Annotated in this window: 28 protein-coding genes and 1 tRNA gene; 10 read left to right on the forward strand and 19 right to left on the reverse strand. The window is 29.1% G+C overall.

Features of this window, described 5'->3' with window-relative positions; all coding sequences use genetic code 11:
• The first annotated feature begins 49 nt into the window (after positions 1 to 49).
• Both CURT_RS08265 and CURT_RS08270 read left to right on the forward strand, forming a co-directional pair.
• A tRNA-Met gene (locus CURT_RS08265) sits at positions 50 to 126 on the forward strand.
• A gap of 115 nt (positions 127 to 241) precedes the next feature.
• Positions 242 to 907: a DNA alkylation repair protein gene (locus CURT_RS08270; RefSeq protein ID WP_018713608.1), complete on the forward strand. Its 666-nt coding sequence runs from the start codon at positions 242 to 244 to the stop codon at positions 905 to 907.
• A 58-nt stretch (positions 908 to 965) separates the two neighbouring features.
• Here CURT_RS08270 and sodB read toward each other — a convergent pair whose 3' ends face one another.
• From sodB to CURT_RS08290, 4 genes are all read right to left on the reverse strand, one after another.
• Positions 966 to 1,622 (reverse strand): superoxide dismutase [Fe], encoded by a 657-nt coding sequence (gene sodB, locus CURT_RS08275; RefSeq protein WP_018713609.1) that lies wholly within the window; start codon positions 1,620 to 1,622, stop codon positions 966 to 968.
• Positions 1,623 to 1,741: 119 nt separating this feature from the next.
• Positions 1,742 to 1,885 carry a hypothetical protein gene (locus CURT_RS08280; RefSeq protein ID WP_018713610.1) on the reverse strand — a complete coding sequence of 48 codons (144 nt, stop codon included), beginning with the start codon at positions 1,883 to 1,885 and terminating at the stop codon, positions 1,742 to 1,744.
• Positions 1,886 to 1,960: 75 nt separating this feature from the next.
• Entirely contained in the window at positions 1,961 to 4,171 is a 2,211-nt protein-coding gene (locus CURT_RS08285; protein ID WP_018713611.1) for a mechanosensitive ion channel family protein, read from the reverse strand.
• Entirely contained in the window at positions 4,134 to 4,769 is a 636-nt protein-coding gene (locus CURT_RS08290) for a carbonic anhydrase (protein WP_051080280.1), read from the reverse strand. The genes CURT_RS08285 and CURT_RS08290 overlap by 38 nt, the downstream gene beginning before the upstream one ends.
• Before the next feature lie 199 nt (positions 4,770 to 4,968).
• Here CURT_RS08290 and CURT_RS08295 point away from each other — a divergent pair, with 199 nt between their 5' ends.
• The 3 genes from CURT_RS08295 to ung are packed head-to-tail and all read left to right on the forward strand — an operon-like array spanning position 4,969 to position 6,783.
• Positions 4,969 to 5,670, forward strand: a complete 702-nt coding sequence (locus CURT_RS08295; protein ID WP_018713613.1) for a Bax inhibitor-1/YccA family protein — start codon at positions 4,969 to 4,971, stop codon at positions 5,668 to 5,670.
• Positions 5,660 to 6,097, forward strand: coding sequence for a hypothetical protein (locus tag CURT_RS08300; protein WP_039750147.1), 438 nt, complete (start codon positions 5,660 to 5,662; stop codon positions 6,095 to 6,097). The genes CURT_RS08295 and CURT_RS08300 overlap by 11 nt, the downstream gene beginning before the upstream one ends.
• Entirely contained in the window at positions 6,094 to 6,783 is a 690-nt protein-coding gene (ung, locus tag CURT_RS08305; RefSeq protein WP_018713615.1) for a uracil-DNA glycosylase, read from the forward strand. Before CURT_RS08300 ends, ung begins: the two co-directional genes overlap by 4 nt.
• A 1-nt stretch (position 6,784) precedes the next feature.
• On the opposite strand, the gene CURT_RS08310 is transcribed toward ung, so the two are convergent.
• The 15 genes from CURT_RS08310 to rpsU all read right to left on the reverse strand — a co-directional run bounded on the left by CURT_RS08310 (position 6,785) and on the right by rpsU (position 18,253).
• Entirely contained in the window at positions 6,785 to 7,339 is a 555-nt protein-coding gene (locus CURT_RS08310) for a hypothetical protein (RefSeq protein WP_018713616.1), read from the reverse strand.
• Positions 7,336 to 7,593 (reverse strand): hypothetical protein, encoded by a 258-nt coding sequence (locus tag CURT_RS08315; protein ID WP_018713617.1) that lies wholly within the window; start codon positions 7,591 to 7,593, stop codon positions 7,336 to 7,338. Before CURT_RS08315 ends, CURT_RS08310 begins: the two co-directional genes overlap by 4 nt.
• Entirely contained in the window at positions 7,575 to 7,844 is a 270-nt protein-coding gene (locus CURT_RS08320; RefSeq protein ID WP_176324085.1) for a hypothetical protein, read from the reverse strand. Before CURT_RS08320 ends, CURT_RS08315 begins: the two co-directional genes overlap by 19 nt.
• 105 nt (positions 7,845 to 7,949) lie before the next feature.
• Entirely contained in the window at positions 7,950 to 9,806 is a 1,857-nt protein-coding gene (locus tag CURT_RS08325) for a hypothetical protein (RefSeq protein ID WP_018713619.1), read from the reverse strand.
• Between the two features lie 41 nt (positions 9,807 to 9,847).
• Complete coding sequence (locus CURT_RS08330; RefSeq protein WP_018713620.1) at positions 9,848 to 10,876, reverse strand: hypothetical protein; 1,029 nt, start codon at positions 10,874 to 10,876, stop codon at positions 9,848 to 9,850.
• A 3-nt stretch (positions 10,877 to 10,879) separates the two neighbouring features.
• Positions 10,880 to 11,143 (reverse strand): YkgJ family cysteine cluster protein, encoded by a 264-nt coding sequence (locus tag CURT_RS08335; protein WP_018713621.1) that lies wholly within the window; start codon positions 11,141 to 11,143, stop codon positions 10,880 to 10,882.
• Positions 11,144 to 11,147: 4 nt separating this feature from the next.
• Positions 11,148 to 11,561, reverse strand: coding sequence for a hypothetical protein (locus CURT_RS08340; protein ID WP_018713622.1), 414 nt, complete (start codon positions 11,559 to 11,561; stop codon positions 11,148 to 11,150).
• The gene (locus tag CURT_RS08345) at positions 11,561 to 12,058 is read right to left on the reverse strand and encodes a TerB family tellurite resistance protein (RefSeq protein ID WP_018713623.1); all 498 of its coding nucleotides are present in this window, start codon (positions 12,056 to 12,058) and stop codon (positions 11,561 to 11,563) included. Before CURT_RS08345 ends, CURT_RS08340 begins: the two co-directional genes overlap by 1 nt.
• Positions 12,049 to 12,870 (reverse strand): helix-turn-helix transcriptional regulator, encoded by an 822-nt coding sequence (locus tag CURT_RS08350; protein WP_081617955.1) that lies wholly within the window; start codon positions 12,868 to 12,870, stop codon positions 12,049 to 12,051. The genes CURT_RS08345 and CURT_RS08350 overlap by 10 nt, the downstream gene beginning before the upstream one ends.
• 162 nt (positions 12,871 to 13,032) lie before the next feature.
• Complete coding sequence (locus tag CURT_RS08355; protein WP_018713625.1) at positions 13,033 to 14,376, reverse strand: coproporphyrinogen III oxidase family protein; 1,344 nt, start codon at positions 14,374 to 14,376, stop codon at positions 13,033 to 13,035.
• 102 nt (positions 14,377 to 14,478) lie between these two features.
• On the reverse strand, positions 14,479 to 15,417 hold the full coding sequence (locus CURT_RS08360) for a D-2-hydroxyacid dehydrogenase (protein ID WP_018713626.1): 939 nt from the start codon (positions 15,415 to 15,417) through the stop codon (positions 14,479 to 14,481).
• A gap of 3 nt (positions 15,418 to 15,420) precedes the next feature.
• Complete coding sequence (locus tag CURT_RS08365; RefSeq protein WP_018713627.1) at positions 15,421 to 16,602, reverse strand: glutathionylspermidine synthase family protein; 1,182 nt, start codon at positions 16,600 to 16,602, stop codon at positions 15,421 to 15,423.
• A gap of 49 nt (positions 16,603 to 16,651) precedes the next feature.
• A complete protein-coding gene (locus CURT_RS08370; RefSeq protein ID WP_018713628.1) occupies positions 16,652 to 17,248 on the reverse strand; it encodes a UPF0323 family lipoprotein in 597 nt (198 codons plus the stop codon).
• Between the two features lie 15 nt (positions 17,249 to 17,263).
• Positions 17,264 to 17,920, reverse strand: a complete 657-nt coding sequence (locus CURT_RS08375) for a hypothetical protein (RefSeq protein ID WP_018713629.1) — start codon at positions 17,918 to 17,920, stop codon at positions 17,264 to 17,266.
• Positions 17,921 to 18,040: 120 nt separating this feature from the next.
• Positions 18,041 to 18,253, reverse strand: a complete 213-nt coding sequence (gene rpsU / locus CURT_RS08380) for a 30S ribosomal protein S21 (RefSeq protein ID WP_018713630.1) — start codon at positions 18,251 to 18,253, stop codon at positions 18,041 to 18,043.
• Positions 18,254 to 18,404: 151 nt separating this feature from the next.
• On the opposite strand from rpsU, the gene ccoG reads away from it, so the two are divergent.
• The 5 genes from ccoG to CURT_RS08405 all read left to right on the forward strand — a co-directional run bounded on the left by ccoG (position 18,405) and on the right by CURT_RS08405 (position 26,252).
• On the forward strand, positions 18,405 to 19,781 hold the full coding sequence (gene ccoG / locus CURT_RS08385) for a cytochrome c oxidase accessory protein CcoG (RefSeq protein ID WP_018713631.1): 1,377 nt from the start codon (positions 18,405 to 18,407) through the stop codon (positions 19,779 to 19,781).
• Positions 19,782 to 19,790: 9 nt separating this feature from the next.
• Positions 19,791 to 20,423 (forward strand): TetR/AcrR family transcriptional regulator, encoded by a 633-nt coding sequence (locus CURT_RS08390; protein ID WP_018713632.1) that lies wholly within the window; start codon positions 19,791 to 19,793, stop codon positions 20,421 to 20,423.
• A gap of 114 nt (positions 20,424 to 20,537) precedes the next feature.
• Positions 20,538 to 21,653 (forward strand): efflux RND transporter periplasmic adaptor subunit, encoded by a 1,116-nt coding sequence (locus CURT_RS08395; protein ID WP_018713633.1) that lies wholly within the window; start codon positions 20,538 to 20,540, stop codon positions 21,651 to 21,653.
• Positions 21,653 to 24,814: an efflux RND transporter permease subunit gene (locus tag CURT_RS08400; protein WP_018713634.1), complete on the forward strand. Its 3,162-nt coding sequence runs from the start codon at positions 21,653 to 21,655 to the stop codon at positions 24,812 to 24,814. The genes CURT_RS08395 and CURT_RS08400 overlap by 1 nt, the downstream gene beginning before the upstream one ends.
• Positions 24,807 to 26,252 (forward strand): TolC family protein, encoded by a 1,446-nt coding sequence (locus tag CURT_RS08405; protein WP_018713635.1) that lies wholly within the window; start codon positions 24,807 to 24,809, stop codon positions 26,250 to 26,252. The genes CURT_RS08400 and CURT_RS08405 overlap by 8 nt, the downstream gene beginning before the upstream one ends.
• The last annotated feature ends 52 nt before the right edge of the window (positions 26,253 to 26,304 follow it).

Below are 26,304 nucleotides of genomic sequence, written 5' to 3' on the forward strand. Positions count from 1 at the left end.
AAAATAAGAATTTATTTGGTATAATTCATACTTCTTTTTTTAACTTTGTGTCAGGGTAGCTCAGCTGGTTAGAGCGCTGGTCTCATAAGCCGGAGGTCGGGAGTTCAAGTCTCCCCCCTGATACCATTTTTATTTTAAATCCATTTTATAACAAATTGATAAAACACAATTTTTACTTTATTGTAAAATTTTGGTTTTATTATTTTGTTAAAACTATAAAATAGTTCTAAAAAGGTAAAATTTGAATGAAATTTTAAATATTTTAAACAATTTAAAAACTCAGAAACAAAAAACTTTTATACAAAAATTAATTTTTACAAAATATAAAATTTTAGGTGTAAAAACTCCGCATTTAAGGAAGATTGCTAACAATTTATGTAAAAATTTAAATAATTCTAATCTTTTAAACTTTATAAACTCAGATGATGAAATTTTTGAAATGATTTTACTTAAAGGGCTTATTTTGACTGATTTAAAATGCGAGTTTTCTAAAAAACTAACTCTTTATGATAAATATATTAAAAAAGCTGATAATTTGGCATTAATTGATACTATTAAGTTTAAAAAAATAGATGAGAATTTACTTTTTAATGAAATAAATTTATGGTTAAAGTCAAATGATGAGTTTATTTTAAGAGCTGGTTTTGTAAATTTACTCTATTATTTTATTAAAGATGAATATTTAGATTTTATATTCAATACGCCAAATCCAAATAAATACTACGCACAAATGGCAAAAGCATGGCTGATTTGTGAATGTGCGGTACAATTTCCAAAAAAAACTTTATTTTTTTTAAAAGACAAAAAACTAAACAGTGAAATTTTTAAAATGACTAAAATAAAAATAAAAGATAGTTTTAGAATCGGTAATGAGTTTAAAGATAAAATTTCAAAAGTCATTTATTAAATTTTAAATAAATAAGTGATTTGAAGTCCGTTTGGACTTCAAATTTAATTTTGTTAAATTAAGCGTTGCATGAACAACCACAACTTTTTTTAGCAAGTTCTGGATGAATGTCTTTTATATAAAATTTAACTGAATTAACACCTTCTTTTAAAGCCCACTCATAAGCTTGTGATACAAATTCCCAGTTAATATTCTCATAAAATTTCTCTAGATATGCAGGTCTTGCATTTTGAGTATCAAGATAATATGCATGCTCCCAAACATCAACAACCAAAAGTGGAATTTTTCCATCAGTTACAGGTGTTGCTGCATTTGAAGTTTGAATAATTTCAAGTTTTTTTGAGTTTGGATCATAAGCCAACCAGCACCAACCAGAACCAAATAATGTTGTAGCTGCTTTTAAAAACTCAGCTTTAAAATCATTAAAATTCTCATCTAAAGCTTTTTTTAACTCATCACTAATATCTGATTTTTTAGCTATACAATCCCAGTAAAAATCATGATTATAAACTTGAGCTGCATTATTAAAAAGACCACCTTTTGCTTTTGTTAAAATATCATAAAAACAAGCATCTTTAAACTCGCTATCTTTTACAAGATTATTGAAATTATTAACATAAGTATTGTGATGTTTTCCATGGTGAAAATTACAGGTTTGTTCACTAACTACTGCATTGCTTTTTGCACAAAACGGAAGAACTCTAAGTTTTAACATTTTTTATCCTTTAATATAAAATTTAAAATCATTATATTGTTTTAAAGTAACAAAAAAGTAAGCAGATTGTAAATAAGAGTTATTTTGTATTATTACAATCTGCAAAAATTTAGCATTTTTTAGTATTCATCATCAAAAGTATAATCGTCTTTGTCGTAAACAAACTCATCATCATCCAAATCTCCCCAATTTTCTTCATCATCGTAAAGATCTTCATCAAAATCTTCACTTGGGTCGAAGTCATCTTCAAAGTCGTCTCTCATACTTATCTCCTTAGTAAAAATAGGCTTTAACTAATTAAAGCCTTGTAATTTTACTATTTTTTTTCAAAATTTCAACTATTTTTTGTCAATATTTTTATCATTTTTATCATCTACATCGATCTGTTTTGTTTCTGTAGCTTTATCGCCATTATCCTTAACTGAAATAATATCTTTAAGCATAGGAGTTTCTTCTATGTAGATGCTTTTAGAGGGAAAGGCGAATCCGACTTTATTTTTTTCTAAAATTTTCATCATTTTTATCATAACATCTTGTTTAACGTCCAAAAATTCAGCCCAAACAACGCTTTTAGTAAAACAATAAATCATAATATTTATAGATGAATCATCAAATTTATCAAGTGTTACAAACAAATTATTTTTATATCCTGCTAAATCATCCAATGAGACAATGCTTTGTCTATATTTAAATCTCATATCATTTAATGCATCTTTTTTTGTAGGATTTGCAATGCCTGGATGAGTATAAAGCATCTCTTTTATCTCTTTTATGACTTGCTCAACCATATGCGGAGGCGTTGCATAATTTAGACCTAAAAACATTTTTATCTGTCTTCCAACTTTTCTTCTGCTCCAGTTTATTATATTATTATCAATAATTTTTGAGTTTGGAACAAAGACTAAAGAGTTATCAAAAGTTCTAATAGTTGTTTTTCTTAGCCCTGTTTCAACCACAGTTCCCTCAACATTTCCTACAACTATCCAATCTCCTTGAGAAAATGAGTTATCAAATAAAACCATAATTGAAGCAAATAAATTTGCAATGATATCTTTAGTTGCCAAAGCAACAGCCAAACCACCTATTCCAAGTGAAGCAACAATGGCTGAAACATTTATCCCCATTTTGGTTAAAATAAGTAAAAATGCAACTATAACAACTACAATATATAAAATTTTAACAACTAAATTTAGCACTTCTTTTCTACTGCTTTTTTTGGCTAATTTGCTAATTATTATAATCCCGTAACCATTAATAATTTCAATAATAAGCCAAGAGTATAGGAGAATAAAAATTACTCCAAAGGCTTTATTAAATATCAGTGGAACAGGGCTTGGATAGTAAAAAATACTCAAACAAATATCGACGCCATAAGCTATCAATAAAACACCAAGTGGTTTTTTAATAAGATCAACAACTTGTGTTTTTATCTCTATGTTTTTTTCTTTATTTTTATTAAAGAGTGTAAAAACAAAATAGATAATATTTGCTAAAAATCGTCTTATTGAAAACAGAAGAACCATTATTAAAATAATTGGAATTATTTTTCCCAAATTTATAGCACTTGCCTCAAAAGGTGATAAGTCGTTAATATAATCAATTATAAATTTTAAATTCAATCCTACAAAAAGAGCATTTCCAGTTAATAAATTTGTATTTTTTGAAAGATAACTTAAAATTTCTTCATAAGTTTTTTTATTTGATATTAAATTTGAATATTTGTTATTAAGTGTAGTTTTTTGATCATCTTTTATATTAAGCTCATTTATTTTATTTTTTATATTTGAAAAATCTTTAATTTGTAAATTTAAAAGCGTATCTTGGATAAGTTTTTTTATCTCACTTTCTTTTCTGCCATCTTTAAACATATACTCAAGCCTTAATAAAGATGAGTAAAAGCTTTCTCCAATCTCTATAGCAGTAAGACTTAAATTAGCATCAAAATAATCAAACGAATTTTTTCTATTTTGCAAATTTGATAATCTTTTATTTAAGTCCTTTTTATTTGTAAGATATGCTATTAAAGCAGCCTCATCAACTGTTTGACTCGTAATAGCAGATGGTATATGCAAAAGTAAATTTTCTTTTGTGCTTTGCAAATTAGAAACCTCATCAACTGTTTTATTAGCATCAACAGAGGCTTTTAAAAGATCTATTTTTATATTTATATCTTTTATCTCTTTAACTATATCACCTAAACTTTGTTTGTTGGAATTATCAGGTTTTTTTGGTGAATTTACTGCTTTTTCAGCTATGAGCTCAGCAACTGCAATTTCATTATCGCTTTTATTTGCTTCTTTCCCATCAGTTAAAAACTCAACAAGCTTTTCTTTTTCGGCAGTTTTATTTTCTTCTGAAATTTGATCTGTGCTTTGCTTTATAATGCCACTTAATACCGAACTTTGCTTAACTTCTTCAGTTTGATTTGCCTCAGTTTGATTTGTCTCGGTTAAGACTTCATTAACCTTTGGTAGATCTGTATTTTTTGCTTGTAAGTTAAGTAAAAAAATACTAATTATCAGCAAAAATTTCGTTATAAATTTTCTCATAATCACTTCCTTCATTTAATAATTCAAAATCCTTTGTTACCATATCATAACTAAACAAAGAACCAGTTTCTATAACATAATGCCAACCATAAATTCTTATCTTTCCAAGCTTAACACCCTCTTTTACGCCTGGATAAGTTAAAAGGTTGTCAATTGAGTTTATTATATTTAATCTCTCAACAAACCAAGCTTTTTTCTTTAAATTGCTAAGTCCTAGCGCCTCAACTTGGGCTTTAACATTATCCAAAGATTTAAGCCAGGTTTTAACATTTGGTGTTTTATCAAATTTACTCTCATCGTAGTAAAGTGCCGCACAACCACCACAATTACTATGTCCGCAAATAATAATATCTTTTATGTTTAAAATATACAAAGCATACTCAATGGCTGAAGTTGTGGCTAAAAACTCATCACTAACTCTATATTTTGGTATGATATTTGCTATGTTTCTTATGACAAACATCTCACCTGGTTTTGTATTTGTTATAAGATTTGGCACAACTCTTGAGTCAGAACATCCAATAAAAAGTGTGTGTGGAGTTTGGCTATCCTTTAATGTTTTAAAAAGTTCAGCATTTTCCTTAAAATACTTCTCCATAAACTCTATTCCGCCCTTTACAACGTTTGCATTTTCCAAATTATCCAAAATTTTTTCCTTAAATAAAAATTTTCATTATTCTACCTTAAATTTAAAAACAGATATAAAATTTAAACTTACTTTTATATAATAAATTCAAATTTAGATTTTATTTACTGAGTTTTTGATAAAATCAAATAAAAATTACAAAGGAGAAAATATGAGTTTATACGATAGAGATTATGTACAAGATTCTCAAAGTATAGAGCATTCATTAGAACAAAGCTCAGAATTAAGTACCTTTATAAAAGATACTTATAAACTAATTGCAGCTTCATTAATTGCAGCTGTTGCAGGAGCGTTTGTAGGGATGAATGCAGGAATTCCAAGAAGTCCTATGCTTTCAATTTTATTTTTAGCAGTTGAGCTTATTATGCTTTTTGGTATGAGTTTTGCTGATAAAAGAGGCATGAGAGGACTTGCTCTTGGATTGCTTTTTGCTTTTACTTTTGTCACAGGACTTTTTTTAGGACCTGTTTTAAGCATGTATGTTGGAGCTGGTGCAGGACATGTAGTCACACAAGCTTTTGTTATGACAGCAGTTGCTTTTGGCGGACTTACACTTTATGCTATAAATGCAAAAGCTGATTTTAGTTCTTGGGCAAAGCCACTATTTTTTGTGCTTTTAGGCGTGATAGTTGCTGGACTTTTAAATCTATTTTTATTTAGAAGTACAATGCTCTCACTTGGAATTTCATCAGTAAGTGCGATTTTATTTAGTATGTACATACTTTTTGATACACAAAATATCATAAGAGGAAGATATGATTCTCCTATTATGGCAGCTGTTGGTATGTATCTAAACATATTAAATTTATTTATTTCACTTTTAAATATTTTAGGAATTTTAAATAGAGACTAAAATTTATCGCATAATTGATGCGAATTTAAACCGCTTTAAAGAAGGTATCAGAGTTGTTGAAGATATACAAAGATATATCTTTGATGATAAAGAGCTTTCTTTAAAGCTTAAAAACTTACGACATTTAGGAAATTTAAAGAGTTTAGAACTGCAAATAAATTGTCTAAATTCCCGCGATGCAAATCTCGATGTGCTTAAAAAATCAATAAATTTAGAACTCCAAAGAAAAGATTTAAACTCCGTTTTAACTGCGAATTTAAAACGCTCGCAAGAAAGTGCAAGAGTTTTGGAAGAAATTTTTAAACTTATTGATTTAGAAAATTCACAAATTTTTAAAAATGCAAGATATGAGCTTTATGATTTAGAAAAAGAAATTTTAACTAATTTTTTAGAGCATTCAAAAATGGGAGATAAGCCTATAAAATGAGTATTTTACTTGAAAATGTTAAAATAGAAAAAAGCTGGAAAGAAGCTTTAAAAGATGAGTTTTTATCACCATATTTTGAAAATTTAAAAGCAAATTTAATTATCTCTAAAAAATCTGCCACCGTTTTTCCACCATCAAATTTGATATTTAACGCGTTTAATCTAACACCATTTGATAAAGTAAAAGTTGTTATTTTAGGACAAGACCCGTATCACGGAGACAATCAAGCTATGGGACTTAGCTTTTCAGTTCCAAAAGGTGTAAAAATTCCACCAAGTCTAATTAATATTTATAAAGAAATTTATGATGATTTAGGCATAAGTGAGCCAAATAGCGGAGATTTAACATATTGGGCAAAGCAAGGGGTTTTACTTTTAAATGCGAGTTTAAGCGTTGAAAAAGGTAAGCCAAACTCACATAAGGACTTTGGCTGGCATCTATTTAGCGATGCAGTGATAAAAAAAATAAGTGATGAAAAAAATGGAGTTATTTTTTTGCTATGGGGTAATTTTGCTAAAAATAAAGCAAATTTGATAGATCAAAATAAACATTTTATTCTAACAGCCCCACACCCAAGCCCTTTGGCAAGAGGTGGTTTTTTTGGCTGCAAACATTTTTCAAAAACAAATGAAATTTTAAAAAAGCTTGGAAAAAGTCCAATTGATTGGGATTTAAATAACTATTAGTTTATTCACGATATTCAAGTTCAAGTTTTAAATCCATATTATTATTTTTTGCTATCATTTCAAAATATTCTTTTGAAATATTTTGTGTCATTTCAAGCATTTTTGGTTCATATTTTCGTAAAGTAGAATTTAAAGCTTCCAACATCTTTTTTTCTACATCGAACTCAGTTCCATTTTCATCAATTGGGGAATATTTTTCTCTTCTTGTTTTTAAATGTGCTATTTTTCTATCTATTGAAATCTGCTCTGGTCTTGGAAGTTTTACATAAAGTATTTTTTTATCACTGCCATAGACTTTTACTTTTATCTTATCAAGTGGATATCCGTAAAATATCCTAACATCATCAACTCTTACATAAAAATCATTACTTCTTATTAAATTTTTACTTGTATTTGTAAAGTCAATCCCATAAAAAGCCTCTAAATTTGACAAATAGCCCATATCTTTTAAAATTTGTGAATTTAATTTTTGTGTTAAAGCTTCATTTTCCTCACTATTAAAACAACCTGTAATTAAAAAAGAAATTATTAAAAATAAGCATAATCTAAATCTCATAAATTATCCTTTGCTTTATTTTGACTGGTCTGCATGTTGTTAGGGCAATAATTTTTCAAAAATGTAATCAGCATATTTTTACCATTTTTTGATATAGAATTTCCATAATTTTGATATATATGTCTTCTTATTTCTATCTCACTTTTTGAACCATTTGCCTCTTTTATATCATATGAATCACACTCCGATCTCGTATATTTTCCATAAATTTCTGATGAAACTGGATTTGTGGATATTATTTGTGGACTTGGCAAATTTTCAATGTTGTCATTTTGACAAATATCATTTTCATATTTTTTGAAAATTTCATAAATATTTTTGTAACCAAGTCAACTTCATAACGTCTAAGACAATAACCATCTGCCATATTAGGGTTATCGGAAAATAAAGTAAACCTATCCTTAAAAACAATAATTGGCACATAAGCAAAAGATGTAAATAGCGTATCGATTTTTTTACTTCCTCGCAGACTTACTTCCATACTTGTCTTTCCGATCTTTTTCATAAAATCAAAAAACCCAAGCTTGAAGCTACCACTAAATATTATAGTAAAACCAAATGGGCTTTTGTTGAGATATCGAATAAAATATTTTTTCATTTTTTTACTTTTTTAAATTTTTATCACATTATCACTAAGCATTGCTTGGTCAAATTCTTTAAAGCTGATATACTTTAACTTCTGACCATAAACTCCATTGATTTGCACCAAACTATTTATAAACAAAATTGAATTCGAACCAATGATTGCATTTTGCAAATCTTCAAATGAACTATCAAGCTTTAACTTCATATCTTTAAATTTTGTTTTTATAAGAGTTTCAAGCTTTTCGTTATCTTCTACGAGTTGTGGTAAAAACTCATCTATAACTTTTTCTATTTCAGCTCTTCTTTCTCTGCTTTTTATTAAATCTGCATAAACTCCGAATAAAGAATTTATAGCAGAATCAATAGCTCTTGTTCCAAGCACCACAGCAAAAGCTCCAACAACTATGGCTAAAATAGGTGCTACAAAAGATGCAATCATAGGTGTTATGATAGGCGATAAAACAGCTTCTATTTTAGCTTCAAGACCAATAGATGAAATAATTGTAGTAAAAGAAAATAAAGCTTTTATAATAGCACTTACTAAATCTCTATATGTTTTAGTTTTACCGGTTATAAAGTCATAAATAGCGTTATATATTGATTTTGCTGAACTTCTTAAATTCTTCCAAATATATTTGATTTTAACTGAAATTGATTTAAAAATTTGAGATAAAACCCCAACAATAGCATCAATACTGCCAAACCCAGCACCTCTTTTAAATGTGCTTTTAAAAGCTTCAATGACTTTTTTTATAAGTCTTTTTAATCTTTGAGTTATGGAAATTTTTTCTCCATTTTCGCTAAACATATCTTTTATCTCATAGATTGTTCCATTTGCAAGCGTGCTTAAAGCAACTACAACGCCATCGCTTGTGCCAACTGAGACTATATGAGAACTTGCAACCGCACTTTGAGTTAAAATAGCCGTGGTTTTTGGGTTATCACACATTAATCTATTTGCATAATTGCTTTTATTAAGTTTATCAAGTGCCATTTTTGCAGCTTTTTTTGTTTCTGGGTCTGTTTTTGGATCATTAATCATTTCTTCTAAATTTTCTCTATGGCGTTTATAGTCATCAAATGGAACTTTTAAATCGATATCTTTGTCATTGCCAAATTCATCTTTACCGATATATTTATATATAGGGTTTCCATTTTTATCAAGCTTATCTGTCATTTTTTTTCTATAGCAAATATTTCCGTTTTTATCTCTTTTAAAATTTCCATCTTTGTCTCTTTTGGGAATTTTTATCTCATTTCCATTTTCATCAAGTTCAGGTGTTTGTTCTTTAGCTAGCAAAACTTTGGTATTATTGCTAGCTTTAAGCTGTTGCCTGTTAACAATATTTCCATCTTCATCGTAAGTTACTAAATCAGTTTCTGTATCACATTTTGTGAAACTGCCAAAATTATCATTTCCATTTAAAACATCATCTACCTCGTCACTATAATTTCGCATGATATGATCAAATTTGGCTCTATCTTCTTCATTTAATTTTTCAAGCTTTTTTCTATCTTTAATGAGCTCAGCTGCATTTCTAATATCATGTATAGTATCTGTAGTATAAGTTTTATCTCCTTTATTTAAAAAAGCGTTATTTACGTTTTGAAATCCTTCTTCAAGGGTCTCATACATATAACCACGATATGTGCTTTTTCCTTTTTTTAACTTTTGATCATATGTTTTGTCCGTATCATCATCTTTTAATTCTGGCGTAAGCATTCCTTTTTTTCTATCGTGCTGATAAATTGTATTATTTGTCATAGTTACACTTGCACCATAAGCATTATAAGTGCTAAAACTAAAAATATTTAAGCCAACTCTTGCTAGGGTTTGCGTTCCTATCTCATCTATAACTTCTTCATAAATTGGTTTTGACATCTTAAATTCCTTGTAAATTTATAAGTGGCAAAAGCCACTTATTATTTATATTTTTCATCTATTTCGATAATTTTTTCAAGCATTCTTTCAGCTTTTCTCCTTGTTTTTCTTGCTTCTATTTCTATTTCTCCTTTTTCATCCATCAAAGGAACACTGATTAAATTTTTAATACTTTGCGCCATAAGAAGCGAGTGATGAACGAGAGTTTTTTCTTTTTCATCATATGCTTTATAGTTATCGTTTTTAGCAACTAAAGCATCTAAATTATTTATCATTGTATTAAAATAAAAAACTAATTTTTCTATGGTATTTTTTAATCTATCTGTTAGCTTGGAAACTTTTTCTAATTGCAAAATAATAGTTTTATTGCTCTCTTCGATAGCCCTTGCTTTGTTTAAATTTGTATAAGCATCATTTTTTGCTTTTTCAGCACTTGAAGCCATAACCCAACCAGCCACAGCAAGAGCAGGTCCTGCCACAAGACCACCCAAAACCATAGTTCCGCCTGCTATTCCAAGACCACCACTTGCCAAACTTCCGCCACCAAGCCATGCAAGAGTTGCATTTGTAGCAGCAGCTCCACTTAAAGTGCTTATTGCAGTACCGGTTGATGCAGTTGCCAAAAGCCCAACTCCACCATATGCACCAAATCCAGCCAATGCACCGGCTCCTAGACTTGTAACTCCACCACCTAAAAGTGATTTCATATTTAAAACATCTGTTTTTAACTTTTCAAACTCTTTCATATCTACTACAAAATCATCATCTTTGGAGACACTATTTTCAAATTCAATATTTTTAATTTTTTCGAAAATATTAAAATACCTTAAAAGAACAGAGTTAAAAATTTTTATTTTATACTCGCCAAACTCTTTAATATCACTGTTTGTTTTTTCTCTTTGATTATCTAAACTTTTTTGGCTTTCTTCAAAAACATCTTCTGCTCTTCTATTTAGTCTTTGTGCTTCTCCACTATCTTGTATGGCGTCATATCCCTTTTTAACTCCAAAGCCTGCTGTAACTGCTGCTAGACCTCCAAGAATAATTGGAACTAAGAATGGTGCTGGCATTTTTTATCCTTTATTATAAATTTCTTTTAATTTTTCACAAGATAAGGCGTTTAAATTCAGATACTCCTCTTTACTCATAAATTTGTAAAAAACCTTTTTAAACATCTCATCAACTCTACAAATATCAGGTCTTTTGTCATAAATTTTGCATAAATTTGAAGTTTTATCTAAATTTATGCAACTTTCATCATCAAGCATAAAATTTTCTAACTCTTTTATGCCTTTAATGTGCCGACAACAAAGACCACATTTATCACACTCAAACACAAATCTAGCTTTTAACACTACTTATAATTTTTACTGCATTATTTATATGTGAAGCTGTATTTATAGCCCAATTGTTAAGTGTCATGATCTTTTCATCTGATAAATTTAACTTCTCTTCTAATCTACTTTTTATATCATTTGTAAGCTTACTAGGGATTAGATTTATGAGCATCAAAAACTCAATATAAAAGTTAATATCAGCATTTTCTAATAAATCTAAAATTTCATCTTCAAACTCATCTTTATCATCTTTTAAAGATAAAATATCTTGGCATTCATCTGAAATCTCATTTACATCAAGAGATAAACCGCTTTCACAAATATAACTCTCAATAATATTGCTATCATCATAAATGATTCCAGCAAGTTTTATAAAATTTTCTTTTAGCTTGTCATCTTTAAATTTATTCAAAAACATCATATATCCTTTTTAATTAATTTAAGCATATTCATTTGAGATACTAAAGCTCTTGCACTATTTTCTAAAACCGGTAAAAGAACTTCTCCTCCAGCTCCTCTAAATAGATTTAGAGTGTTACTAGAAATATAACTTGCTGCACTCTCTAGAATCTTCTTTTCAAGCTTGAGAATGATATCTTTCTCAATCTCATCAAAAGAATTATCTGCATAAATCATCGCAAATAATTCAAAATAGACTATAATTAGCTCTTTTGGGGTAAAATTATTAAAAATATCTGTCAATTCTTGTTTGTATTTTTCAATATCATTTTTATACAAATCAACAATATAATCCGCCTTGTATGTCTTTGTAGGCTTAGCAATCCCCATTTCGTTGCAGTAAATTTCTAAAATTTCCGCTTCTTTATTGTCTAAATTTTCATCGGCCTTAGCACAAATTAAAGCCAAATCCAAAAACGCCTTTTTTGAATCATCTTTTAACTGATTTAAAAACATTGCTTCTCCTTTTTTAAATAATTTTTTATATTTTTTAATAACTCGTCTTTTAAATAAAGTGGTTCTAAAATGCTAATATGTGGTATCCAATAGCTTATAATCCCCAAAATATCTGGTATAAAACTAGCCTTTGTCTTGATGATGATATCTCCATCTTCAAGCTCTTTGATGGTTTGTTGATTTGGAAAAACAGCTCTTCTTGTTATAAATTCTTTTATTTGTTTATCAACTTTTAGTCTTATATTTACTGGGTTTGCTGAGATGAAAGTATGGTGATTGTCCTCAATAAATTTTGTTATTTTTGCATTTTTATTAAAATGTTTAGAGATTTGTAAATTTGATATTTTTCCTAGTGAGAAATTTTTTATAATATCGCCGTCAGTTGCTATAAGATACCAAATACCGTTTAAATTTATAAGTTTATAGGGATTGACATCTCTATTTTTGTTATTATATGTGAAATTTAATGTCTGATTTTCTACAATAGCGTTTTGAATTTCATCAAAAAAGTTTTTATCTATTTTTTCATAGTTAAAACCTTTTACAAAGTTATCCTCGTTTAAGTTGTCGATGCTTGGATAAAGTCCAAAAACACCACTTTTTTTACTAAAATTTATAAAATCATAATTTTTTAAATTTGAATTATCTGATAAAAAATATTTGCCATTTTTACAGACAATAGGAAGATGAATAAGCCTTTTATTTAAATCTGTTCTAATGGTTCTAGTTGTGACATTAAACTCATCTGCAAGCTCATCTATATCAAGTTTTTCGCCGCACAGCAAAAGAGTGATAATCCTAGCAATTCGTATGCCAAGTTTATCATAATCGCTTTTTAGCGACCCCCCCCAACATCTTTTTTGAGTTTAACTATCATTTTCCATCTTTAGAATAAATTTTCACTAATTATATCAAAACATATTGAAAAGATGCTTCATTTTTAAATTTAAATGTAAGATTAATATATTTTAAAATTATGCTGTGGCAATTTTATCTTCGCCAACCTTTAAATCGTTATCATACTCCATAACTCTTAGTTTTTTACTTGATTTTACTTTTGCATCATCTCTAAATGCAGCTCTTACTTTATCCATACCAGTATAAAATTCTTTCATTAAAACCATTGCAAGATAGCTTCCAAACTCAGTTGGTTTTATGACTCCGTTTTCTTCATAAATAGCATTTACAAGTTTTAATAAATTTATTTCTAAAAATAGTTCTTTTTTAATGTTTGTTTCATTTTGAGCATTAAAACTAGCAATATCAACACTTCCATCAAAGAGTTTTGTCAAAAATACATATTGAATTCTTTCTTTTTTATTAAAATCACAAACAGCAATAACAGGGCTTTTTTTAGATTTTATCCTATTGGAATATTCCTCTAAATTAAAAGCATTTACCAAAAGTCTACCATTTAAAAAGCTAAATGCCCCACTTCCAACACCCACATACTCAGCATTTGAGCCAACATACTCATCAACTAAATTTGAACTTTGTTTAGAAAATGCCCAAGCGTTACTTGCGTGATAATGTTTAAATTCTTCTTTTATGATTTTGTAAAATTCCCACTCTCTATCATCATCACTAACTCCCAAAGTTTTAGCAATTGCCTCTCTCGTGATAGGAGATTTCATTAATGGATAAAATGTAATTTGCTGTGGAGCAAGTTTTTTAGCTATATTTATATCACTTAAAAGTTGTTCTTTTGTTTGAAATGGAAAATTAAAAATTAAATCCAAACTTAAAGTTGGAAGAATATCAATCGCACGACTTAATTTCTCTATTAAAACCTCTTGTGATCCAAATTTATTATATCTTGAAACTTTTTTTAATATATCATTATCAAAGCTTTGAACTCCAACACTTAGTCTATCAATATAACCTTTAAATCTTTCTAAGGTTTTTGGCTCAATGTGGTTTGGATCACTTTCTGATGAAATCTCTTCTATGCTAAAAAGTTTTTTTGCTAAATCTAGCGTTTTTAAAAGCTCATCTTCATCTATTAAGGTAGTTCCGCCACCCACATACATCGAAGTAAAATCATAACCAGCTTCTTTTATTTGCTTTAACTCTTGTCTTAAATTTACAAAATAATCTTTGCATAAATTTGCTTCAAATTTGTATTTGTGAAATGAACAATATGGACAAAAAACATGGCAAAATGGCACATGTGCATAAAGCATATATTTTTTATCTTTACTTGGAATTTTTTCTATATTTTCATTTGTAATGTCTATGTTTAGGCTTTTGTAAAGAGCTTTTTGCATTTTATTATGTGCGTAATTTACAGCTTTTTCCTGTGCAAAATTTAATAACATTTCTTAAAGTCCTCTTGATAATATAATTAATTTAATTTGTTAAGTTTAGCATAATAAAATTAAGGTTTTATTAACAAATAACGATAGATAAAACAAATTTATCTATCTATTTTTTAAAAAATTTTCTATATTTAAAGATATTTTTTTAATAAGCAAATCTCTAGCCGTTTTACTTCCCCATGCCACATGCGGAGTTATTAAAACATTATTTTTATTTTTTACATTTAAAAGCGGATGATTTTTAATCATTGGCTCAACTTCAAGCACGTCCAAAATAGCTTTTATATCTTTTTCATCAACCGCCTTAGCAAGAGCTTTTTCATCAACTATTCCACCTCTTCCAAAGTTCATTAAAACAGCACCATTTTTCATTTTATTAAGTTCGTTTTCGCCAATTAGATTTTTTGTATTTTCATTAAGTGGAGCGTGGATTGATATGATATCAAAGTTTTTAAGCATTTCATCTAGCGAAATACTCTTAAACTCATCATTTTTATTTTTGCCACTTGTTGAATAATATGCAACTTCTGCGCCAAAGCTTTTTGCTATTCTTGCAACGCCTCGACCTATTTCTCCAAGACCAATAATTCCAAATTTTTTACCATAAATTTCAACTATTGGCTTATCTAAATTTGTAAAAATTTCACTTTTTGCCCATTTTCCACTTTTTACATAATCACTATAAAAAATTGTATTATTTAAAAGTGTGAATAAACTTGCAAAAGTTTGTTGAATAACGCTATTTGTCGAGTATCCTGCAACATTTTTTACCTCTATTTTAAGCTCTTTTGCAGCTTTTAAATCGACATTATTCATCCCAGTTGCACTTATGCAAATCAACTTTAAATTTGTTTTTTGCATAATTTCTTTTGTTATTAAAACCTTATTTGTTATCACAATATCAGCATCTTTTAATCTTTCAATTACCAAATTAGGATCTAAATTTGAAGTGTTATCATAGCTTTTAAACTCACCAAATTTATTAAATATACCTAAATCAATATCACCCAAAGTAAGAGCATCCAAACAAACTATTTTCATTTCTTAATCCTTTATATAATGTCCTACAAATTTGGCAAAATTTCCTAAAATTTCCCCGCCTTTTCTATATCCTAAAGCACATCCCTCGTAAGCAAAAAATACTCCTGCTTGATATGAATTTCCATCTTTGTCTTTATTGAACTCATAAAACTCTTGATAAATTTGTTTTTGATCTGCGTAATCACCACTTTCTTCTATGGTTTTTTTACCATCTTCATCAAAAATAGCAACATTTGCACCCTCTCTTCCCAAAACTGGTTTTCTTACCATTTTTTTGCCTATTAAAGGCTCATTTGAAGCCTCAAGCAAAAGCGGGTGATTTGGGTATAAATCCCATAAAATTTTTAAAATTCCTTTTGTTTGAAATAGTAGAGTATAAGCTGGATTTAAAATAATAGCTTTTTGATTTTTTATAATATTTTTTAAAATTATTGCAAGCTCACCCTCATCAATTGCAATATTTTCCCAAGGAATTAGTTTAAACCAAAACTCGTAATTAACATCGTTATAAAAAATACCCTCTTCATCGTTAAACTCAACCTCATCAACATAGGCAAACTCAGTTTCATAGCCTGCTTCTTTTGCACAAAGTTCTAAAAATCTAGTGGTAATTTCATCCTCGATATTTCCAGCAACGCTACTAAATAGTATTTTCCAACCATCATAATACTCATCAAATTTAGAAGTATCTTCACTTAAAGTTACAAGGCGTTTAAAATTCTCTTTCAAGGCTTCAAAAACATCATTAAATTGTGAACTTTCATCCATATTATTTTCTTTTAACATAGCCCATTGGATAATAGCTGTTTCAAACAAAGCAGTTGGCGTATCAGCATTAAACTCAATTAATTTTATAGGTTTTCCATCAAGCCCGCCAGCTAAGTCAAATCTTGCATAAAGATGCCAATGAACATCATTTTCCCAGCTATCTTTTATAATATCAACTAAATTATATGGAATTCCAACTTCATGAAAAAGATTATTATCTATTATATGCTGTGCAGCATTTATAAACATATCATAAAGTTCATTTGCTGCTTCATAATAGGCATTTGCTTCATCTTGACTAACCTCAACTAGCTCATTGGCTAAATATGGAGTTTTATCTTCATCAGTGTGCCAAGAAAAGCCCAAACTTTCTAAATATTCATCACTTAAAGGTTTAATTTTTTTTAAATATATCATTTTATTCCTTGTTTTGCTGTTCGAAGTCTATTTTGTGATTGTTAAAAATTTAACTTGCGGCTGATTTTTGCTTTGAGCCACCACCAAAAAAGCCACTTTTTCCAGTTGATTTTTTACTTGAAGCACCTGTTTTTTTAGCATTACTAAAACTATTTACACTTCTTTGATAAGCAGATGGATTTTTATAAGCATTTTGTCTTTGGCTTTGATAAGCTGGATTATTAAAAAGCTTACTTCCTATCCAGCTTCCTATCATTCCAGCTGCCATACTTGTTAAAATAACTTCTCCAAGTCCCATTCCGCCACTACTAATTTGGGCATTTGGATTGGTTAAATTTGAAGTTCCATTTTCTATTTTTTGGTTTTCAGCTCTTATTAATGCATCCATTTCCTCTTTTGTTAGGACTTTTTCAGTTCCATCAAGTTGCTTTAAAACTATTCTTGTTTCAGCGCTTGGAAATTCCTCTAAAATTTTATACTTCCCAGGTGAGGTTTCTTCGATGACTACAAAAGCACCTTTAACGGCTTGTTCTTCATTTACAACATTATTGCCACATCCAGTTAATCCCCCAGCTAAAACTAATCCTAAACCACCAACTAAACTATAAGCTGCTATTTTTTTTACTTTACCAAAATTTTTTTTCATTTTATTTACCTTTTTTTATATTGATTTTATATCAAAATTTGAATTTATATAGAGCATTCCAGCTTCTATTTTGATGTTTTCGTTTTCATACGCATTATCAACTAAGTATTTTTTAAGCTCTTTTCTCTCTTTTTTTTTCATATTTTGAGAATCTAAAAAATCTCTTAAAGATAACCAAATTTCTTCTTTTTTATTTTTCTTATCTGATTGAGATTTTTTGTTTTCATTTTTACTTCCATTAATAAGTTCTTTTTTTAGCTCTATTGCTTGTGTACTTACCTCAACATCGATTGGTTCTTTTGATAAAAATGGTTTTTCTAAAAGTGTTAAAAAATATTTTAATTTCTCATCTCTTTCTTTATAAATACCCTTAATCTCATCTTTTGTGCTGATTAAAAGCTCTTCTTTTTCTCTAAAAAGTTTTTCTTTATCGTCTTGTAAAGCTCTATTTTTAAGCTTTAAATATTCAATTTCACTTTTTAAATACTCTATAAAATCACTACTAGTTCTTTGAGTATTGTTTTTTATTGGAGTTTGCTTTTCATCTAAAATGACATATTTTGTGCCATTTTCTTCAAAACTTCTCATAGTCTTTCTTCTAATTCTATTATAAATAGCCTCTTTTGAAATTCCAAGTTTTGAAGCTGCATCAGCAACTGAAAGTTTTTGCATCTTAATAACCTTAATTAATATTTTATTGTTTATTATCGCAAATTTAGGCTAAAAGTCTTATAAAATAGAGTATTTTTTACTTTGCACTAACTAACAAAGTGCTAGTTAGTGCTTTTTGGCTTAGAGTCTTGATTCGTAACGTCTTAACATATAAAGTCTTTTTAGCATTTTTTTGCGAGCTGAAATTTTTTGTTTTTTTCTTATTTCAGTATTTGGTTCAAAAAATCTTCTAGCTCTTGCTTCTGTAACGATTAAGTTTCTATCAGTTTGCTTTTTAAACTTTCTGTAAGCTTCGTCAAAAGACTCATTTGGATGCACTTTAATACCAGGCAATCCAATCACCACCTTTCATAAAAATTGAAATGTGATTATACTTAAAAAAATAGTTTTATTCAAATTTAATTTTATTGTAACTTAAATGATTGTAGAATACTAAATAAACTTTTATAAATTTAATACAAATTTATAATTTTAAGGAGCTAGGATGCCAATTAATGCAAAATTTAAAACAAATTATACGAAAAAAAGATATTTTGTTTTTGGGCTTATAGCCATTGTTGCTTTAATTTTACCATTTATTACAATTGGTGAAAATCACTTTTTTTTATTAAGTTTTGATAAAAAAGAACTTCATCTTTTATTTTCCGTTTTTTCAACACAAGAGCTTTTTTTAATGCCTTTTGTTTTGATAATGGCCTTTTTAGGAATATTTTTTATCACAACTTTAGGAGGAAGAATTTGGTGTGGATGGGGCTGTCCTCAAACTAGTTTTAGGATATTTTATAGAGACTTCATATGCACAAAATTGCTTAAGATAAGAAAAAACATAAAAAATAAACAGCTTCACCCCAAAGGTCAATTTGTTAAAAAAACTATTGCAAAGATAATTTTTGCCTGTTTTACACTTTTAATGGCTTCAAATTTTATGTGGTATTTCATCCCACCAGAAGACTTTTTTAGATATTTAGCAAATCCAAGCGAACATCTTTTAATGGTTGGTATAGTTTTAGGAGTTGCTTTATTTATATTTACAGATGTTGTTTTTATAGCTGAGAATTTCTGCATATATATCTGTCCTTACGCAAGAGTTCAATCAGTAATGTTTGATGAAAACACCTTACAAGTTATGTATGATGAAGAAAGAGGCGGTAAAATTTATGATGAAAAACATAATAAAATAAACGACCGACCAACTGGCGAAGATGATGAATGCATCGGATGTTTAGCCTGTGTAAAAGTGTGTCCAACTCATATAGATATAAGGCGCGGTCTTCAGCTTGAATGTATAAACTGCCTAGAATGTGCTGATGCTTGTAGCAATATCATGGCAAGACAAAATAAACCTTCTTTAGTCAGATGGACTAGCGAACATGCTTTAAAACATGGTAAAACTAAAATTTTAAGATTTAGAACTGTTGCTTATATGGTTGCTTTGTCTATTGCATTTGTGGCTCTTTTAATAGTTGGATCAAAAAGAGAAACTATGCTTTTAAACATCAATAGAGATAGTAGCTTTTATAATTTAAAGGTTGAAAACAGCCAAGTTGTTATTGAAAATAACTATATATTTTTAATAGAAAATACAGATAAAGTAGCTCATGAGTTTTATTTCGAAACAAACAATGACAAAATAAGTGTTAAAAAGCCTAAAAAGCCTGTAAAAATTGATGCAAGAAAAAAAGATAAAATAATTGTGACTTTAGAGGCAAATGAAGGTGCTTTTGAAAAAAGCAATGTTGATATAACTATTCCTTTGGTAATTAATGCTTATGCTACTGATAACAAAGAAAATATAAATGTTAAAAGAGATACTATTTTTGTTTATCCAAAAAATAGCGTTATAGAAAATAAGCTAAAATAAAGGCTTTAAGTGGAATTTAATTTAGAAAACAAAAGAGCAAAAAATAGATGTGAGACCATTTTAGAAGATGCTCTTTATCTTTTTTTAAAAAAAGGGTATGCAAACACAAGTTTAAACGATATAGTGGAAAAAAGCGGTGGCTCACTTGCTACAATTTATAAATATTTTGAAAATAAAGAAGGTCTTTTTAAAGCAATTGTTTTAAAAGCAATTTCTAAATTTAAAGATGATCTTGAAAAAAATATAAGTGTTAGCTCAAATTTAAATCTTGAAGAGTTTTTATTTAAATTTAGTGAGCTTTACTTAACACTTATCTTAAGTCCAAAATCCATAGCACTACATAGACTTATTTTAAGTGAAGGCTTTAATATGGAAAATCACAACATAGGCAAACTTTTTGCCGATGAGTGTTCCAAATTTTTAAATGAGTATTTGATTGATTTCTTAAAATCCTGTAAAAAAACTGAAAATTTAAGCGTCGAAGATATAAGCAAGTTTGCAAATATCTACCTTTTTGCTATAAAAGAACCATTTTTTTATAGTTCACTAATAAATTCAAAAGAAGTAAAGCTTACACAAACAGATAAAAAAGCACATATTGATAAAACTATAAAAATGCTCTTATATGGATTTTTAGGTTAATTTTACTAATAATTTTTAAAATAAATAGCTTGACAAATAAAAGCTAAAAAGATAAAATCAGATTTTATTTTAGTGTAATAACAATTACACAAACTTATAAAAAGGAAAACTAATATGAAAAAAAAGCTACTAATTATCATCTCTTGTTTGCTTTTAATAACAGGTTGTGATTCTGGTAAAAAACAAAACCAAGGAAAAGAAGCTATGAAAAGAACTCAAGGGCCTGTTCCAGTAGCTACTTTTACAGCTAATATGACAGATGAGCTAATCACATTAAGATATCCAGCAAGAATTGTAAGTGATCAAAGTGTTGATATTATTGCAAAAGTTCCTGGAACTTTGATAAAGCAATACTTTAATCCAGGTGATTTTGTAAAAAAAGGCGACATTTTATTTTTAATTGAGCCTGACAAATACGAAGCTGCCTATGAGGTTGCAAAAGCAAATTTAGCACTTTCAAAAGCAAATTTTGAAAGAGCAAGGCTTGATTATAATAGAGCTATAAAACTTAATAAAACAAAATCAATAAGCCAAAAAGACTTTGATACTGCAGTTGCAAATTTTAAAAGTGCAGAAGCTTCTATAAAAAGCTCAGAAGCTTTGCTTAAAAATGCAGAAGTTGATTTAAACTACACAAAAGTAATAGCACCATTTGATGGTATTTTAGGCGATAAATATCAAGACGAGGGTGCTTATGTAGGACCTCAAAATCCAAATTTAATCCGCCTTACAAAGCTTAATCCTATTTATGCAAAATTTGCAATTGCTGATGTTGATGCACTTAGAATAAACTCAAAAACAAAAAACAATGAATGGGTGCAAAAAGAAACTTTTACCAAATTTTATGTAAAAGATATGGAATTTGATGGAAAGACTATTTTTATAGATAAAGTTATAAATCAAAAAACAGGCTCGGTTGATGCAAAGGCTATATTTGATAACAATGACTCAAAACTTTTACCAGGAAGTTTTGGAACTGTTGCTATGAGTGGACTTTATCAAAAAGATGGTTTTAAAATACCTCAAATTGCAGTTCAACAAGATGCAACAAATACTTTTGTATATGTTATAGAAAAAAATGCAACTACAAAAAAAATAGTTGATATAGTTTTTCAAACAAGTGAATTTGCTATTATTTCAAAAGGACTTACAAATGGTGATAAAATTATAATTGATAATTTTATGAAAATAGCTCCTGGAGTTCCCGTAAAAGAAATAGAGGTTAAATAATGTTTTCAAAATTTTTTATCCATAGACCAGTTTTTGCATCTGTAATTTCTATAATTATAGTAATTGCTGGAATAATTTCTATGAGAGTTTTACCAGTTGAAGAGTACCCTCAACTAACTCCTCCAAGAATTGTAGTTAAGGCAATTTATAGTGGTGCAGATGCCCAAACTATTGCAGATACTGTTGCAGCTCCACTTGAAGAGGCAATTAACGGTGTTGAAAATATGATTTATATGCAATCAACTTCAAGCTCATCAGGCGAAATGTCATTAAGTGTTTATTTTGATGTAGGAACTGATCCACAAGAAGCATTGGTAAATGTTAATAACCGAATTAGAATCGCTCAAGCTTCTCTTCCTGAAGAAGTTCAAAGAATAGGTGTAAATGCATCTGAGATGAATCCTAATATTTTAGAAGTCGTGCAATTTTATGATCCAACAGGCAAAACTGATATAGTTAAGTTAAATAACTATATAAACATAAATGTCGTTGATGAAATAAAAAGAGTTCCTGGAGTTGGAAATGCCGTCTTAATAGGAAGTAAAAACTACTCTATGAGAATTTGGATAAAGCCTGATTTACTTCAAGAATATAAAATAACAATACCTGAAGTAATCACATCTATTAGAGAGCAAAACAGCCAGTATGCAACAGGTAAAATTGGACAACAACCAATGACTACCAATAACCCATATGTTTATACTATAAAGCCAGATGGTCGTCTAAAGTCAGTTAAAGAATTTGAAAATATAATTTTAAGAAGCAATGAAATAGGCTCTTCTTTAAAGCTTAAAGATGTAGCTGAAATTTCGCTTGGAGCGGAAAATTATGCTTTTGAAGGATTTATGAAAAAATATCCCGGAGCTCCTGTTTTGATATTTACCCAAAGCAATGCAAATGCTCTTGAAGTAGCAACTGCAGTCAATGAAAAACTAAAAGAGCTATCTAAGTCTTTTCCAGGAGGACTTACTTATAAAGTTCCTTACGATACCACAACTTTTGTCCAAATCACAATAAAAGAGGTGGTAAAAACATTTATAGAGGCTATGGCTTTAGTTTTTATAGTAATGTATCTATTTTTAGGAAACATAAGAGCTACAATTATTCCTATGCTTGCGGTTCCAGTATCTATTATAGGGTCTTTTGCCGGACTTTTAATAATGGGGTTTTCTATTAATATGATAACACTTTTTGCGATGATTTTAGCTATTGGTATAGTCGTGGATGATGCAATTATAGTCATAGAAAATGTTGAAAGAATTTTAGAAGAAGAACCAAATTTATCGGTTATTGAAGCAACCGATAAAGCAATGAGCGAAATTGTTGCACCAATTATTTCCATTGTTTTAGTTTTAAGCTCTGTTTTTATACCAGTTGCTTTTATGGAAGGATTTGTTGGAGTCATACAAAAACAATTTGCCTTAACCATGGTTGTCGCAGTCGCAATATCTGGATTTTGTGCTTTGACCTTAACTCCTGCACTTTGTGCATTGATGTTAAAAAAAGAAAGAGGCAAGCAGTTTTGGTTCGTAAGAAAATTTAATGAATTTTTTAATCTAAGCACAAGAATTTACTCAGCTGGAGTTCAAAAAGTACTAAAGCATATAATTCCATCTTTAATAATTGTAGCAATTATGATATTTGCAATTACAAGTTTATTTAAAATAGTTCCAAGTGGCCTTGTTCCAAATGAAGATAAAGGAAGCTTAATAGTCATGAACACATTACCATCGGCTTCTTCAATCGCAAGAACAATAGACCATGGTCACTTACTTGGAAATTCAGTAGAACAAGATAAAAATGTTGATTTATATGCGCTTATGGCAGGATATGATTTAGTATCAGGCTCTTTAAGAGAAAATGCATCTGTTATGTTTATAAAACTTGCTCATTGGAATGAAAGAAAAGATCTTAGCCAGTCATCATTTGCACTTGCTGGAAAATACAACAAAATGTTTTCACAAAATAGAGATGGAATAAGTTTTGTTGTAAATCCACCACCAATTACAGGTCTTTCAATGACAGGTGGATTTGAGCTTTTTGCACAAACAACTACTGGAAAAACATATGCACAAATGCAAGAAGACATGAAAAAAGTTATTGCTGCTGCAAACAAACGAGGAGATCTGTTTTTAGTAAGAACTAGTCTTGATACAAATTTCCCACAATATAATTTAACATTAGACAAAGATAAGATTAAAGCACATGGAGTAAGCATAAATGAGTTATTTGCCACAATTAATTCAACCATAGGAAGTTATTATGTAAATGATTTTAATATGCTTGGAAAAACATTTAAAGTTAATATTAGAGCTAAATCTAATTTTAGAGACTCAGAAGCTGCATTTAGAAATATATTTGTAAAAAGCCATACAACAGGCGACATGATACCAGTAAATTCGCTCGCTAAACTTGAAAGGAGCCTTGGGCCTGATAATGTTGATAGATTTAACGCTTATCCAGCAGCCAAGGTTATGGGTGAACCAGCTCCTGGATACACCTCTGGTCAAGCAATAAAAGCTATTTCTGAAGTATTTAAAGAAGTTTTTCCTGATAATGATTATATTCTTGGATGGTCAGGAACAGCATATCAAGAGGTTCATTCAGCAGGAACAGGAATGATAGCATTTATCTTTGGACTAATTTTTGTTTATTTAATTTTAGCTGCACAATACGAAAGATGGCTTATGCCTATGGCAGTTTTAACTGCAGTTCCTTTTTCAGTATTTGGAGCTTTGCTTACAACATGGGCAAGAGGCTTAAGCAATGATATATATTTCCAAATAGGACTTTTACTCTTAATTGGCCTTGGTGCAAAAAATGCTATTTTAATTATAGAATTTGCGATGGAAGCTCACGAAAAAGAAGGAAAAAATCTTTTTGATGCAAGTATCCAAGCTGCAAAGCTTAGATTTAGACCAATTGTGATGACATCACTAGCATTTGCATTAGGAGTTTTACCAATGGTATTTAGCACAGGAGCTGGTGCAGCATCAAGACACTCTATTGGAACAGGTGTTGTAGGTGGAATGATAGCAGCTTCAACAATAGCAATTTTCTTTATTCCTATGTTTTATTATATGATTGAAAATTTTAATATTTGGCTAGGTAAAGCTTTTGGCAAAGATGATAAACAAAATAGAAAGGTAAAAAATGTTTAATAAAAAATTACTTCTTACTCCTTTGGTATTGTTTTGTTTAGCAGGGTGTTCTTTTAAGCCAGTTACTCCACTTAAAGACACAAGTTACACTTCAACTTACAATGAAGCAAATATAAATGCTTTTTGGTGGAAAGAGTTTAATGACCCTGTTTTAGACGATCTTATTGCTAGTGCATTAAAATATAATTCTGATTTAGCACTTGCTTTGAACAATATAGAAACAGCGAGAGCAAATTTAGGACTTAGCAAAATAGAGTATTTGCCAAATGTAAATTATCAAGGAAAAGCCTCAAGAGGTACTCCAAGTGGTGATTTAAACTCTTATGCCTCTTATAGTGCAAATGCTGTTTTAAACTACGAGCTTGATCTTTGGGGAAAAGTGAGAAATAGCGTAAAAGCTAAAAATTCTCTTTTTAAAGCCACAAAATATGACTATGAAGCAGCGAGATTAAGCATCGCAAGTAGTGTTGCAAATAGCTATTTTAAACTACTATTTTTAAAAGAGCAAGAAAGTGTTTTAAGAGATACATTAAAAAGCTATGAAGATACATTTAAATTTAGGCAAAATCAATTTAGCGTTGGAGCAATAAGCTCAATCGCACTTTATCAGGCTAAAACTCAAGTTGATAGCGCTAAAGTAAAACTAACAAATGTTATAAATGAACTCTCAAGCACAAACACAGCACTTGCTATTTTAACAGGCAAAAGCTATGATGAAATTTTATATAAAGATATAATTACAGATAAAGCTCATCAACCAACCCCACCAGAAGTTCCAAACGGAGTTCCTTCGGATTTGTTATTAAGAAGAGCTGATGTTGCTGCAAGCCTAGAAAGACTAAAGGCAACAAATTTCTTAGTAGGCGTAGCAAGAGCTAATTATTTTCCAAGTTTTTCATTAACTGGAATGTTTGGATACACAAGTATGGAATTCGATAGATTATTTATAGAAAATGCCAATAGCTGGAGTGCTGGAGGATCTTTAGTCGGTCCATTGCTTGATTTTGGAAGAAGTGCAAAAAGAGTTGAAATAGCAAATTTAGAACAAAATGCAAGCTTTATAAATTATGATAAAACTTTGAAAGAAGCCTTTGGAGAAGTTAGAAATGCTCTTGTTGGTAGAGAAAACGCAATTTCAAAACAAACTGATATGGCAAATTTACTAAACTCACAAGAAAAACTTTACAACATTGCAAATGAAAGATTTAAAACTGGATATAGTGATAACTTGGAATTGCTAGATGCTCAAAGAGGATATTTATCAGCTAGACTTGAATATGCAGCTTCAAATTTAGAAGTTTCAAATAGCGTTGTTGAAGTATTTAAGGCTTTAGGTGGCGGGTTTAAAGTTGAAGATAATAAAACAAAGCAGATGCTTGAATCAAATGCAACTATTATTCCAACCTCATCAGTAAATCCATTTAAAGACTTAAACTAAATTTATTTAACCAAGCTTTTGGCTTGGTTAAATTTTGTATTTTTTATGATTA

This window comes from Campylobacter ureolyticus (genome assembly GCF_013372225.1).
GTDB classification, from domain to species: domain Bacteria; phylum Campylobacterota; class Campylobacteria; order Campylobacterales; family Campylobacteraceae; genus Campylobacter_B; species Campylobacter_B ureolyticus.